Genomic DNA, 13,216 nt, shown 5'->3' with positions numbered 1-13,216 from the left:
CGGTGCCCCGGGGCCGCAGGGGCGCCGGGCGGGGGGACGGCCACCGGAAAGGCGAAGGGCCCGGCACTCTTCCGAGTACCGGGCCCCTGCTCTGGTAGCGGGGACAGGATTTGAACCTGCGACCTCTGGGTTATGAGCCCAGCGAGCTACCGAACTGCTCCACCCCGCGTCGTTGTGTTCTCAACCTTAGCGCCCCGCGACCACCAGTGCCAACTCGGCGCCCCGCCGCCCCGCCACACCCCCGGAACCGGGGCGCCTCCCCCGGAACCGGGACCGGGGCGCCTCCCCCGGAGGCCGGCGGAGGCGGCCCGGCGCCCCGCCGGCCGGGGCTCGGCGGTGCACCCCGCTCCGCCGCCGGGAGAAGGGCGCACGCGGCCCGCCGGGCGCACGGGAGGGGCGGGCGCCGGAGGGAAGGGTGCGGCCGGGAGCGGCGATCGGAGGGCGCGACCGGGCGGAGGGCACCGGAGCCGGGAGACCCGCCGGAAAGGCGAAGGGCCCGGCACTCTTCCGAGTACCGGGCCCCTGCTCTGGTAGCGGGGACAGGATTTGAACCTGCGACCTCTGGGTTATGAGCCCAGCGAGCTACCGAACTGCTCCACCCCGCGTCGATGTGCCTTCAGCTTAGCGGTTCCCGGCCGCAGCACCAAATCGTTTCCGCCGGGGCCGCCGGCGCTCCGCCGGGCCGGTGTGGCCCCGCCCCGGGGTGCGGAGAGCCGCCGGGGCGGCCGCCCGGACTCCCGCCCCTCCCCGCCCCCTGCGCCGGGGGCACCGGGCGGGGGGAACGGCCGCCGGAAAGGCGAAGGGCCCGGCACTCTTCCGAGTACCGGGCCCCTGCTCTGGTAGCGGGGACAGGATTTGAACCTGCGACCTCTGGGTTATGAGCCCAGCGAGCTACCGAACTGCTCCACCCCGCGTCGTTGTGTTCTCAACCTTAGCGCCCCGCGACCACCAGTGCCAACTCGGCGCCCCGCCGCCCCGCCACACCCCCGGAACCGGGGCGCCTCCCCCGGAACCGGGACCGGGGCGCCCCGGGAACGCACCGCGGGGCGGGGGTCGCACACCCCCGCCCCGCGGTGGACACCGCCGGCGGAACCGGACCGGGAAGGCCTCCTACTCGCCCTGCTCCTCGCGCGCCTTCTCCGCGCGCTCCAGAGCCTTGCCCAGCTCGTCGACGGCCTTGCCGTAGGCCTCCCAGTCGCCCTTCTTCATGGCCTCCTGGCTGTCCTCGTAGGCCTTGGCCGCGTCGTCCAGCGCCTGGGTCAGGGCGTCGCCGCCACCGCCGCCGCCGTCTCCGCCGCCGTCCTGGCCGTCGCCCTTGGGCTGCTCCTCGTCCAGCGGGCCCTCTTCGCCCTCGAACAGGTTGTTGAGCGCCTCCTGGAGGTTGCCGCCGATGGCGACCTCCTCGCCGAAGCCGACCATCACCTGCTGGAGCAGCGGGTAGGAGGCGTCGCCCCCGCCGCCGGCCTGCACGTACAGCGGCTCGACGTAGAGCAGCCCGTCGCCGAACGGCAGGGTGAGCAGGTTGCCGTAGGTGACCTCCGCCGAGCTCTGCTCCAGCGGGAGCAGCACTTCCCGGACGTCCGCGTCGGACTGGAAGGCGTTCTGCACCTGGCCGGGGCCGAGGATCACCGTGCTGCGCGGCAGCTCCAGCATCCGGATCTTGCCGTACTCCTCGGACTCCACGTCGCTGACCACCGACATGAACGCCGCCAGGTTGTCCCGGCCCCTCGGCACGAACGTGGAGGTGAGGGCGAAGCTCGCCTCGTCGTCGCCGGGGTAGCGCAGGGTCTGCCGGTACGGCGGCTCCGGGCTGTCCCCCTCCTTGGTCGGGTCGGAGGGGATGTCCCAGAAGTCCTGGCCGCCGTAGAAGGCGTCCGGGTCGGTGATGTGGTAGCGCTTGAGGATCTCCCGCTGCACCTTGAACAGGTCGTCCGGGTAGCGCAGGTGCTGCTTGAGCTTGTCGCTGATGTCCTCCTTGCTGGTGACCACCCCGGGGAACGCCTCGGACCAGGTCTTGAGGACGGGGTCCTTCTCGTCCCACCCGTAGACGGTGACCGTGCCGTCGTAGGCGTCGACGGTGGCCTTGACCGAGTTGCGGATGTAGTTGACCTGGTTGCCGGGGAGCGCCGTGGCCGAGTCGGTGCCCTGGCTGAAGGTGTCCTCGGTGGCGCGGGCGAAGTCGATCGGCGTCGAGTAGGGGTAGTGGGAGCTCGTGGTGTAGGCGTCCACGATCCACTGCACCCGGCCGTCGACCACCGCCGGGTAGGGCTTGCCGTCCACGGTGAGGAACGGCGCGACCTTCTCCACCCGGTCGGAGGGGTCCCGCTCGTAGAGGATCTGCGACTCGCTGGTGATCGCGGTGTTGAGCAGGATGTCCGGCTCGCTGTACTTCAGCGCGTACAGGATGCGGTCGAAGAACGAGCTGAGCTCGACGCCGCCGTCGCCCTCGTAGTGGTTGGTGGCCTGGCTTCCGCCTCCGCCGCCTTCGCCCCCGCCGCCGCCTTCGGTGGCCTCGGGGCTCTCCTCGGTCGCCTCGGGGCTCGCCTCCGGGGAGGGCGAGGAGCCCGCCTCGGCCTCGGCGCCGTCCGCCGGGGCCCGGCCCTCGTCGGCGCCGCCGCCCTGGCCCTCGACGTCCTCGCTGGTGGTGATCTCCTCGTTGTTCTCCCCGCCGGAGTCGAGCGGGTAGTCGTACTCCGGCTCGGCGTTGACGATGACGTACTCGGCGCCCTGCTGGCCGAAGTAGATGCGCGGCTCGTACTCGCCGTTCACCTCGGAGAGCTCACCGGTGGGCGGGATGTTGTACTGGGTGAAGACCGGCCGCCCCTCGGCGTCGACCTGGTTGCCGGCCGCCGCCACGATGCCGAACCCGTGGGTGTAGACGGTGTGCCGGGTCAGCCAGTTGTCCTGGCCCTCCGGCGGCCCGTCCAGCTCGCGGGCGGCGATGATGGTGTCGACGGTGTTGCCCTCGGCGTCCTTGTACCGGTCCACGTCGAGCACTTCGGGGAACTGGTAGAAGCCGCGGACCTGCTGCATCTGCTGGAAGGTCTGCGAGACGACGGAGGGGTCCACCAGCCGGACGCTGGGGATGGTGGAGGCCTCCGCCGAGAGCTGCTCGGGGGTGAGCTCGGTCGTGGCGTCGTAGGTCTCGCTCTCCGCCTCCGCGATGCCGTAGGCGCCGCGGGTCGCCTCGATGTTGCGCGCGATGTAGGGCTTCTCCTCGCGCTGCTCGTTCGGGCTGACCGTGAACTGCTGGACCAGCTGCGGGTAGACGCCGCCGATCAGCACCGCCGAGAGCACCAGCAGGCCGAGGCTGACCATCGGCACCATGGCGTTCTTGAAGTAGATGTTGGCGAAGAACAGCAGCGCGCAGACGACCGCGATGATCGCCAGGATGATCTTGGCGGTGAGCACCGCGTTCACGTCGGTGTAGGAGGCACCGAAGGTGTAGCCCCGGTTGGAGAAGACCAGGCCGTACTGGTCGAGCCAGTAGGCGGCGGCCTTCAGCAGCACGAACAGGCCGAGCAGCACCGACAGGTGCACCCGCGCCGCCGGGGTGGCGCGCTGCCCCTGGGACTGCAGCCGGACCCCGCCGAACAGGTAGTGCACCACGACCGCGGCGATGAAGGCGAGCACCACGGCGGCGAACAGGTAGCCGAGCACCACCCGCAGGAACGGGTAGGTGAACGCGAAGAACGAGATGTCGATCCCGAACTGCGGGTCGGTCTGGCCGAACGGGTTCCGGTTGGCGTACTGCAGGTAGGTGCCCCACTCGGCGCTGGCCGAGGCGCCGGTGAGCAGCCCCAGGCCGCCGGCGATCAGCCAGAAGAAGAGCTTCCGGTGCGGCTCGATCGCCATCCGGTAGCGGTCCAGGCCCTGCTGCTCCAGGCTCATCGGCCGGGTCAGCGGGCGGGACCGGTAGGCGAAGTAGATGCTGGCACCGACGATGAGCACCATCAGCAGCGCCGCGCCCACGAAGAGCATGGCGCGGGTGCGCAGCTCGGTCAGGAAGACCGATGTGTAGCCGACCGACTCGTACCACTTGTAGTCGGTCACGAAATTCGCGGCGACCAGAAGGCCCGCGACGATGACGACGACGACCGCTGCGACGGGCGCGAGCAGCCGGGATCGTCGAGGCATGCGCGCGGTTGGAGCGCCGGGCGATCGGAAGCTCACGCCTCCCCCTCGTCATGACTGTCGTTGGACGCGAGGGACGTGTCCGCCCCTCTGTATCGGCAACTTATTGGCTCCGCCACGGGTTCCCGAAACCCCGCGCCGGTGCGGTGACAACATCACATCGGAGCGGCATCGGCGGGGTCTCGGCGGAGCCCGCACGTCGACCCTAGCGCCCGCGGCGGGCGCGTCCACAGGGGATCCGGGAGGCCGGCCCGCGGCCGCCGGGGACCGTCCGGGGCGGGGTTTCGGGCACCATGGAGGGGTGACCTATCTGATCCGCGACGCCGTCATGGACCTGGAGCGCCACGCCTCGGAGCAGGGCTGGGACCAGCCGCCCCGGGTGTACGCCCTCGTCCCCACCGCCGAGCTGGCCCGCCAGGAGCCGGCGCTGGCCTCGATGCTCGGCCTGGACCCGTCCGCCGACCCCGCCGAGCTGACCCCGGTCGAGCAGGAGGCGCTGCCCGACGGCGTCCCGCTGGAGGAGGCCCTGGGCAGCATCGCCTGGCCGGAAGCGGTGGCCGGGTGCGCCCTGGTGCTGGAGCGGCTGGTGCTGAAGGGGTCCGACGCGACCCTGGACCCGCCGCGCGGCGCCGACACCGGGGAGTGGGCCAAGGCCCAGGACGGCAGCGAGGAGATCCGGATGGTCGCCGGCGTGCTGCGGGACGGCGGCCGGCACGCGGCACTGCGGATGCGCTCGCACGACAGCGAAGACCAGGTGCTCAACGGGGAGGACCTGGTGCCCGCGCTCACCTCGGCGCTGGCGCTGACCTTCGAGGAGGAGTGACCTCTCCCCCGCGTCCTTCCGGCCGCCGGCGGGAAGGCCCGCCAAGGCGATGACCGCGGCGCCGCGGCCCTGTCAGAGCGCTCTGACGGGGCCGCGGCGCCGCGGTCATCGGGGCGGGGCGCCGGGTCCGGCGGGCGCCGCCGGGCTCAGCCGGCCTGGCCGGGCTCGCAGCGCGGCAGCTCGGACAGGCCCTCGCCGGACTTGATCGCCTCCAGCGCGCGGACCGCGTCGGAGAGCTCGGCGACCTTGAGCACCTCGATGTCGCCGGCGGCCGCCGACTCGAAGGTCTGCGCGCAGCTCTCCTCGGCGACCAGGAAGTACTCGGCGCCCAGGTCGCGCGCGCTGACCATCTTCTGCGCGACGCCGCTGACCCCGCCGACCCTGCCCTCGGTGTCGATCGTGCCGGTGCCGGCGACCTGCTTCCCGCCGGTCAGCCCGTCCGGGTCGAGGCGGTCCATGATGCCCAGCGCGAACATCATCCCGGCGCTGGGGCCGCCGATGTCGCCGACCTGGAACTCGACCTCGAAGGGGAAGTCCGGGTCGTCGGCGATCATGATGCCGACGACGGCGCCGCCCTCGTCGCTCTCCTCGGTGGTGAGCTTCAGTGCGGTCTCGTCCGCGCCCTTCTCCGCGGCGCGGTCCACGGTGAGCTCGACCTCGTCGCCGGGGTCGCGGTCGCCGACCCGCTCGGCGGCCTCGGCCTTGTCCTTAACCGGCTCGCCGTCGACCTCCAGGATGATGTCGCCCTGCTCCAGCTCGCCCTCGGCGGGGGCGTCCTTCTGCACCCCGGCGACCATGGGGCGCAGCCCGTAGTCGACGCCGAGCTCGTTGAGGGCGGCCGCGGTCGCCGTGGTCTGCGAGTCGTCCATGGCCAGGGTCTGGCTCTCGGTGACGTCCTCGATGCTGCGGTCCGGCGGGAAGAGCGCCGCCTCGGGCAGCACCGCCTGGGTCGGGGAGAGCCAGGCGCCGATGACGGAGAGGATGTTCAGCCGGGCGTCCGGCCCGCCGGCGTACTGCACGGTGACCATGGAGAGCCCGCCGTCGTGCCGGTACTCCTCGGTGCCCTCGATGTGGATCACCGGGTCGCCCTCGGAGTTGTCGCCGAGGGTGTTCAGCGCGAGGCCGGGCGAGGCCACCAGGTAGGGGACCGGCAGGTAGGCCGCGCCCACGGCCAGTGCGCACAGCACGGTGAGTGCCGCGAGGAGGGTCTTGACACGACGGAGCATGGGGCACAGCCTACGGCCCGCGCAGTTCCGGACGTTCCCGGCATGCCGCGGCGGGCCGGGCCGGTCAGCCCTGGGCGCCGACCCACTCCGCGCCGCCGTCGCCGAAGGTCTGGTGCTTCCAGATCGGCACCTCGGCCTTGATGTCGTCGATCAGCCGGCGGCAGGCCTCGAAGGCCTCCCCGCGGTGGCCCGCGGCCGCGGCGACCACCACCGCCGTGTCGCCGATCTCCAGGTCGCCGACGCGGTGCAGCGCCGCCACCCGGCGGACCGGGCGCCCGCCCTCAGAGGTGTCGGCGACGACCTTCTCCATCACCTCGCGCATCCGCTCCTCGGCGCTGGGGTGCGCCGAGTAGGCCAGCCGGGCGACGCCGCGCCCCTGGTCGTGGTCGCGGACGGTGCCGATGAAGAAGGCGGTGCCGCCGGCGCGCGGGTCCTCGACCGCTGCGAGGACCTCGTCGACGGAGATCGGGGTGTCCCGAATGCCTGCAAGAGTGATGGCTTCCACATCCATGACCGTACCAACGCGCCGTTCCGGGAGGAGGATCGTCCAAGCCGTTCGGAAAGGGCGCGGCGGATTTCGGAGCCGGCCACGGGCCGGGGCCGGCCCGGCGCCCCTGCGGTTCGGCCGCCCGCCCGGTGCCGGGCCGTCCTCCTGGCGCGGTCCGGGCTCACACCCGGCGGCGCTTGCGCAGGTGGCGGACTGCGGCGGCGGTGCCGATCGCGGCGACCGCGGCGCCGGCCGCGCTCGCCGCGGTGATGGTGGCCTCCTTGCGGCCCAGGGTCCGCCCGACCAGGGCGTGCTTGCCGCCGCGCGCCTCCAGCAGCGCCTGCAGCGCCTCGGCGTTGGTGTAGGACGGCCGCCATCCCGCCGCGCGCAGCGTGGCGCAGTCCACCACGCACGGGTAGACGAGGAACTTCAGCTCGCCCGCGGAGGCCGGGGTGATCCCGGCCCGGTGCAGCCGCTGGGTGGCGCCGAAGGCGAGGTTGGCCGGGACCTCGAAGCGGCGCAGCCCGGCGATCTCCTCGGCCTCCTCCTGGCCGAGCGACCCGTCGCAGCCGACCGCGAGCGCCCCCTCCTTGCCGTCCACCCCCTGCACGGCGACCAGTTCCAGCGCGCCGGCCAGGTCGTCCACGTGGCAGAACTGCCAGCGCTGCTCGGTGCCCTTGACCGAGATGAGCCGGGGCGCGGCGAAGTGCCGGGTGAGCACCGTGTCCAGGTCCGGCCCGACCAGGGGGGCCGGCCGCACCACGGTGACCGACAGGCCGGGGTGCGCCCGGCGGGCCCTGCGGGCCAGGTCCTCCACCTCGGCGAAGTCGCCGACCAGGCCGACCCCGCCCTCGACGGCGACCTCGCCGTCCTCGCTCAGCGGGACCGGGTTGTCCGGCGCCGCGCCGTAGACCATGGTGCTGGTGACCAGGACCACCCGGGAGACCCGGGCCGCCGCGGCCGCGGTGAGCAGGGTCTGGGCGGCGCGCACCGCGGCCGCCCTGCGCTCCCGGTGCGAGGCGTCCGCGCTCCGCTCCGCCTCGGTGTGCACCAGCACGTCCACCCCGGAGAGGCGGGAGGCGACCAGCGGGTCGCGGATGTCGGCGGCGCACCATTCCACCCCGCCGCCCTGCGGGAAGGGCTCGGAGCCGTCCTCGCCGGCCGGGGCGGCGTCGATCCCGACGACGCGCGCGACGCCCCCGGAACCCGCGGCGGCCCGCAGACGTTCGACCAGCAGTCGGCCCACGCCGGAGGCGGCGCCCGTAACCGCGATCACGGGGCCGTCGCCGTCCGGGCTGTGCTGTGGGCGAACCTGGCCGTTTTCAGTACTCACTCCGGGCTGCTCCCAGCTAACGTGACAGTGGAGACATTCCTATCCTGCCTGAGGTCTAATCGTGAGTGACCTGCCTTTTGGTTTCAGCATGCCGAACGACCCCGACGACGAGTCCGGGCGCGGCCCGGGCGGCTCCGGCTCGGGTGCCGGCAGCGGCGGCCCAGGCGGTGGGACCCCCGGGCCGGGCGACTTCCCCTTCGGGGACCCGCAGCAGATGGCCCAGATGCTCCGCCAGTTCGCCGACATGATGGCGGCGGCGCCCGCGCCGGGCTCCGCCGCCCCCGGTGACGGCGGCAGCGGCATCAACTGGGACATGGCCAAGAACATCGCCCGGCACACCGTCTCCCAGCAGGGCGACGCCAGTATCGGCCCGCTGCAGTACGCGCAGGTGTCCGAGGCGATCCGCCTGGCCGACCTGTGGCTGAACGAGGCCACCCCGCTGCCGTCCGGCGTGCAGACCACCGAGGCGTGGAGCCGCGCCGAGTGGGTGGAGCGCACCATGGCCGCCTGGACCCGGCTGTGCGACCCGCTCACCTCCCGGATCGTCACCTCCATGGGGCAGAACATGCCCGAGGAGATGCAGTCCATGGCGGGGCCGCTGATGGGCATGATGCAGCAGATGGGCGGCATGCTCGTCGGCCAGCAGGCCGGGCAGGCCATCGGCGAGCTGGCCGGCGAGGTGATCGGCTCCACCGACGTCGGGCTGCCGCTGGCCGGCGAGGGCCGCGCCGCGCTGCTCCCGCACGGCGTGGAGAAGTTCGGCGAGGGGCTGCAGATCCCGGAGGAGGAGGTCCGCCTCTACCTGGCCGCCCGCGAGGCCGCCCTGCACCGGCTCTACGCGCACGTGCCGTGGCTCCGCTCGCACCTGCTCGGCCTGGTCGAGGAGTACGCCGCCGGGATGTCCTTCGACATGAGCGGCCTGGAGGAGCGGCTCGGCGGGATCGACGTGTCCGACCCGGAGGCGCTGCAGGAGGCGCTCTCCGGCGGCGAGGGCCTCTTCCAGCCGGAGGACACCCCGCGGCAGAAGGCCTCGCTGTCCCGCCTGGAGACCTCCCTCGCACTGGTCGAGGGCTGGGTCTCGGTGGTGGTGGACGAGGCGGTGCGCGGCCGCCTGCCGCAGGCCGGCGCGCTGGCCGAGGCCACCCGGCGGCGCCGCGCGACCGGCGGCCCGGCCGAGCACACCTTCGCCACCCTGGTCGGCCTGGAGCTGCGCCCGCGCCGGCTGCGCGAGGCCGCCGCGCTGTGGAGCGCGCTGACCGAGGCGCGCGGCGGCGAGGGCCGCGACGCGCTGTGGGAGCACCCCGACCTGATGCCCTCCGGCTCCGACCTGGACGACCCCGAGGGGTTCGTCTCCGGCGGCGGCGCCGGCGGCGACCAGCTCGACCTGGACATCTCCCGGTTCACCGAGGGCCTTGAGGACGGCGGCTCCGCGGACGGCGGGAAGGACTCCGGGGAGAAGGGCGACGGCCCGGAGAGCGGCCCGCGGGACGGCGCATGAGCCTGGCCGACGACGCCCGCGCCGAGCTGTCCGCCTGGGCGGCCCCGGACGCCGGGCAGGAGCGGCTGCGCCGCTCCTACCTGGAGCACATCGACGCCCACCCGGACGCCCTGAACCGCTCCTGCACCGCCGGCCACATCACCGCCAGCGCCGCCGTGCTCGACCCGAGCGGGACGAAGGGCGTGCTCACCCTGCACGGCAGGATCGGGCTGTGGCTGCAGACCGGCGGCCACTGCGAGGACACCGACGCCACCCTGCTCGGCGCCGCGCTGCGCGAGGCCGGGGAGGAGTCCGGCATCACCGGCCTGCGCCCGCTGCCCGGCCCGGTCCGCCTCGACCGGCACCGGGTCCCCTGCGCCGGCGGGACCTGGCACCTGGACGTGCAGTACGCGGTGGTCGCCCCGGACGGCGCCGCGCTCTCCATCGACCCCGACGAATCCGCCGATCTGGGCTGGTTCCCCGTCGACGACCTCCCCGAGCCGACCGACGACGCCTGCCGCGCCCTGTTCGCCGCCGCTGCGGCGGCGGTCCGCGCCCGCCCCGCCTGACCCCCGCCGCCCGGCCGCCTCTCCGGAACCGCCCGCCGTGCCGGGGCCCGGCACGGCGGGCGGCACGGTTCCGGCCGCTCCGCCGCCGCGCCGTGCCCGGCCCGGTGGCGCACGGCGGGTCCACCGCCCCAGCGGCCTCCGCCGCTCCCGGTGGACCGCGGATCCGGGCGGGGCGCACGGGCCGGGTGAGGCGTCCGGCCGCACAGGCGTTCGCGGCCCCTTTCGGAGAGGGCCCGGAGAGAGGCGGGGGCGGCCGGGCGCCTCACCTACCCGGAGTCCCCGTCCGGAGGGGGCGGCCCTCGGGTGGAACGGGTTCAGCGGGGAAGGCCGGCCGGGCCCTCCAGCAGGGCCCGGGTGGATTCCCAGCCTTCCAGGCCGGGGTCGAGGCGGGCGGTGTCGGCGGGGGTGCGCAGCCGGTGCCAGCCGGGGACCAGGGCCAGCGCGGAGCGGGACGGGCGTGCGGCGGTGAGCGCCGCCACCGCGTCGGGGGTGTCCAGTCCGACCCCGGAGGTCCAGGCCGGGGCGGGCAGCCGGGCGGCGAAGGCGGTGAGCCCGCCGCCGTCGGCCGGGCTCACCGCGGCGTCGGCCCGGCCCAGGGCACGGAAGAGCTTGGCCATGAGCAGCGGAGGGAAGTCGGGGGCGTCGGCCGCCAGTACCGCGGCCAGTCCGGTGCCGCGCCGGTGCAGCTCCGCCAGGAGCGTCTCCAGCGCCGACGGCCCGCCCAGCCTCAGTACCGGGGTTCCGGGCCAGGTCACACCGGCCGCGCGGGCCTCCAGCAGGGCGGCCCGCCCCGGGTCGGGCGCCCAGACCGCCACCGCCGCACCGCAGCGCTCCAGCCCGGCGGCCACCTCGTAGGCGTCCTCGGTGAGCGCGTCGGCGAAGGCGTCCGGGTCGATCCCGGGAGGGGGCGCGGCCCCCGTCTCACCGGTCATGAGCACGGCGGCCGTCCTCTGCACGCGCGGGTCCCCTTCCTCTGCGTCCGGTCCGGCGGGGTCGGCCGCCGGCGGCTCAGTCGACGACGTCGTCCTCGTCCTCGCCGATCGGAGCGGTCCCGTCCCCGGGGAGCCGGGACGCGGCGCTGACCCCCTCAAGGTAGCCCCGGGCCCGCTCGGCCTTGGGGTAGCGGCGCACCATCGCCCAGAACTCCGGGCCGTGGTTGGGGATGATCAGGTGGACCAGTTCGTGCAGGAGGACGTAGTCCACCACCCAGGCGGGCATGCCGGACAGGCGCTTGGAGAGGCGGATGGCCCCGGTGTCGGGGGTGCACGAGCCCCAGCGCGTGTTCTGGTTGTCGACCCATCGGACGCTGGAGGGGCGGGCGAGGCCGCCGAGATAGCGGTCGGCGAGGTCCACGGCGCGGTCGTGCAGGGCCGCGTCCCCCGGTCGGCGCCGCACGTCGCGGGCCTGGAGCCGACCCAGCATCCGGTCGACCCACTGCTCTTCTTCGGCGCGGGAGAACGTGGCTGGCACGAGGACGACCGTTTTGTCCCCGTCGCGGTAGGCGGAGACCGTCCGCCGCCGGCGGGGACTTCGGCGTACCTCGACTTCTGTGTTCTGAGGCACAAAGCCACGGTATCCCACCGATGCGACACTCCCCAGAGACGGATATCGCTTTCCGGCGGTGAATCGCCTCATTTCCCCGGGTCGGAAAGGCGCACGCGGGGCGGCTCCCCCGTGCGGCGGAGGTGAGCCCGCTCCCCGGTGTTCCCGGCGGCCCCGGGCGCCCCGCGCCCGCCGGCCGATGCTGGCCGGATCCGGCCAGCGGGCGGCGCCGCGCCGGTGGCCGCGGCCGATCCGGCCGCCGAACGCCCGGGGAACGGGGCCCGGCCAGGGGGTGTCCGCCCCTCCGGACCGCTCCGGCGGACCCGGCCGCGGCGGCTCCCGGCCCCGTCCCGGAGGCCGCCCCCCCGGGTCCGGCCGGGCGGGGCCGGGGCCCCTCCGGCGGGCACCGGAGCGGCTCGGAGCCCCGGACCCGGCGGGGGAACCCCGCCTCTCCGCTCCTCTGGCAGCGCCGGGCCCGCCCCCGGGAAGGCCGGAGGGCCGGCGCCCGGCGGGCGCCGGCCCTCCGGACCGGTGTCTCAGGCCGTCAACACAGCCGCGACCACGCTATTTCCATGATCGCGCGCTCCTGGCGCTCGCGTTCGCGCAGCTCGGCGCGGAGCCGGCGGGCGGACAGCCTGCGCCGCTCCCTGTCCCCGGCCTCGACGGGCTCGGCGGGGCGGGTGGGCCTGAGCAGTTCCAGCATGGTGTGCATGTCCATCATTCCTTCGCGTGTCTCTCCGGTGCCGGGCCCTTCACGGGTCCGATCGGGCCGGGCAGGTTCTGCTTCTTCTCGGGGCGGGTGCGGGCCGGGTCAGGCCGCGACCGGGCGGGGGTGCTTCCGCGGGCGGCCGCGGGGCCGCTTGCGCGCCACGACCTTGCCGGCGACGAGCAGCTCACCACCCCAGACGCCCCACGGCTCCCGGCGCTCCAGGGCGTCGGCCAGGCAGCTCTCCTTGAACGGGCAGCTCTGGCAGACGACCTTGGCCGCCTCGACATCGGCCGGGGCCTCGGCGAAGAAGAGGTCCGGCTCCCGGCGGCAGGGAACCTCCTCCTCCGCGAGCCACGGGGTCTCCAGGACCGACGCGAGCATCGGTGTCCTCCCTGATTCGTTCGTCCTCGGCGTTACGACTCGGATCTTCGATCGGGGCCGGACTGATCGGACGCTCCACGAAGACCGTCCATGCCTCGGAAGAGACTGGAAACGGGCTCCTGCGGAAGAACGAAAAAGCCGCGGCCCCTCAGTGAGGGCCGCGGCCACGGGAGGTCGTCCCGGCTGGAGTTAAGCCGGTGCGCTCCGTGGACACACCCCCACCGCGCCCTTCGGGCGCTGGGTTTCTGCGTGTGCGAGCAGTTGAATCGGTCCGCTGTCGGCGGTGTGCTCCGGCCGACCCTCGCGATAGCCGGCCGTCGAGCGGACGCCTCCGGACATACCGGTGGTGCTCTCATTGCCGGACGCATCGGCGAGGATCAGGGCGGCGGCGCTGAGGGCGCCGGCCTGGTCGCCGGTGGACACGCGAGCGCCGCGCTGGGTGCCCCACTCGCCGGAAACGAGCACGGCGAAGCGCACGGCGCTACCGAATTCGCTCTTCATCTCCGTCATCGGATTGGGACACCTCCTTCTGATC

General features: G+C 74.3%; 12 protein-coding genes and 3 tRNA genes. 3 read left to right on the top strand and 12 right to left on the bottom strand.

All coding sequences use genetic code 11. The annotated features are described in order from the left end of the window. Window positions 1–92: 92 nt before the first annotated feature. The 4 genes from J0910_RS08095 to J0910_RS08080 all read right to left on the bottom strand — a co-directional run bounded on the left by J0910_RS08095 (window position 93) and on the right by J0910_RS08080 (window position 4,137). Window positions 93–169 (bottom strand) — tRNA-Met (locus tag J0910_RS08095). Window positions 170–528: 359 nt separating this feature from the next. Next, window positions 529–605: transfer RNA gene (locus J0910_RS08090), tRNA-Met, on the bottom strand. A gap of 232 nt (window positions 606–837) precedes the next feature. Continuing rightward, window positions 838–914, bottom strand: a tRNA-Met gene (locus J0910_RS08085). Between the two features lie 196 nt (window positions 915–1,110). Continuing rightward, on the bottom strand, window positions 1,111–4,137 hold the full coding sequence (locus J0910_RS08080) for a UPF0182 family protein (RefSeq protein ID WP_420157902.1): 3,027 nt from the start codon (window positions 4,135–4,137) through the stop codon (window positions 1,111–1,113). 298 nt (window positions 4,138–4,435) lie between these two features. Here J0910_RS08080 and J0910_RS08075 point away from each other — a divergent pair, with 298 nt between their 5' ends. Further along, window positions 4,436–4,957, top strand: coding sequence for a PPA1309 family protein (locus J0910_RS08075; protein ID WP_420157901.1), 522 nt, complete (start codon window positions 4,436–4,438; stop codon window positions 4,955–4,957). A gap of 146 nt (window positions 4,958–5,103) precedes the next feature. Here J0910_RS08075 and J0910_RS08070 read toward each other — a convergent pair whose 3' ends face one another. The 3 genes from J0910_RS08070 to J0910_RS08060 all read right to left on the bottom strand — a co-directional run bounded on the left by J0910_RS08070 (window position 5,104) and on the right by J0910_RS08060 (window position 7,946). Continuing rightward, entirely contained in the window at window positions 5,104–6,183 is a 1,080-nt protein-coding gene (locus J0910_RS08070) for a YlbL family protein (RefSeq protein WP_420157900.1), read from the bottom strand. 64 nt (window positions 6,184–6,247) lie between these two features. Further along, window positions 6,248–6,694: a molybdenum cofactor biosynthesis protein MoaE gene (locus J0910_RS08065; RefSeq protein ID WP_420157899.1), complete on the bottom strand. Its 447-nt coding sequence runs from the start codon at window positions 6,692–6,694 to the stop codon at window positions 6,248–6,250. A gap of 157 nt (window positions 6,695–6,851) precedes the next feature. Next, window positions 6,852–7,946: an NAD-dependent epimerase/dehydratase family protein gene (locus J0910_RS08060; protein ID WP_420157898.1), complete on the bottom strand. Its 1,095-nt coding sequence runs from the start codon at window positions 7,944–7,946 to the stop codon at window positions 6,852–6,854. A 145-nt stretch (window positions 7,947–8,091) separates the two neighbouring features. On the opposite strand from J0910_RS08060, the gene J0910_RS08055 reads away from it, so the two are divergent. Beyond that, window positions 8,092–9,501, top strand: coding sequence for a zinc-dependent metalloprotease (locus tag J0910_RS08055; protein WP_420157897.1), 1,410 nt, complete (start codon window positions 8,092–8,094; stop codon window positions 9,499–9,501). Next, window positions 9,498–10,049 carry an NUDIX hydrolase gene (locus J0910_RS08050; RefSeq protein WP_420157896.1) on the top strand — a complete coding sequence of 184 codons (552 nt, stop codon included), beginning with the start codon at window positions 9,498–9,500 and terminating at the stop codon, window positions 10,047–10,049. Before J0910_RS08055 ends, J0910_RS08050 begins: the two co-directional genes overlap by 4 nt. Window positions 10,050–10,363: 314 nt before the next feature. Here J0910_RS08050 and J0910_RS08045 read toward each other — a convergent pair whose 3' ends face one another. The 5 genes from J0910_RS08045 to J0910_RS08025 all read right to left on the bottom strand — a co-directional run bounded on the left by J0910_RS08045 (window position 10,364) and on the right by J0910_RS08025 (window position 13,191). After that, window positions 10,364–11,005: a hypothetical protein gene (locus tag J0910_RS08045; protein WP_420157895.1), complete on the bottom strand. Its 642-nt coding sequence runs from the start codon at window positions 11,003–11,005 to the stop codon at window positions 10,364–10,366. Between the two features lie 52 nt (window positions 11,006–11,057). Beyond that, window positions 11,058–11,612 carry a M48 metallopeptidase family protein gene (locus J0910_RS08040; protein WP_420157894.1) on the bottom strand — a complete coding sequence of 185 codons (555 nt, stop codon included), beginning with the start codon at window positions 11,610–11,612 and terminating at the stop codon, window positions 11,058–11,060. A gap of 523 nt (window positions 11,613–12,135) precedes the next feature. Next, entirely contained in the window at window positions 12,136–12,303 is a 168-nt protein-coding gene (locus J0910_RS08035) for a hypothetical protein (protein WP_420157893.1), read from the bottom strand. Window positions 12,304–12,402: 99 nt separating this feature from the next. Continuing rightward, window positions 12,403–12,681: a WhiB family transcriptional regulator gene (locus tag J0910_RS08030; protein WP_017592747.1), complete on the bottom strand. Its 279-nt coding sequence runs from the start codon at window positions 12,679–12,681 to the stop codon at window positions 12,403–12,405. Between the two features lie 189 nt (window positions 12,682–12,870). Beyond that, the gene (locus J0910_RS08025) at window positions 12,871–13,191 is read right to left on the bottom strand and encodes a hypothetical protein (RefSeq protein ID WP_420157892.1); all 321 of its coding nucleotides are present in this window, start codon (window positions 13,189–13,191) and stop codon (window positions 12,871–12,873) included. Between the last annotated feature and the right edge of the window lie 25 nt (window positions 13,192–13,216).

It is taken from the genome of Nocardiopsis oceanisediminis (assembly GCF_048595525.1).
GTDB lineage: Bacteria > Actinomycetota > Actinomycetes > Streptosporangiales > Streptosporangiaceae > Nocardiopsis_A > Nocardiopsis_A oceanisediminis.
This window is presented reverse-complemented; position numbering and strand designations above follow the sequence as displayed.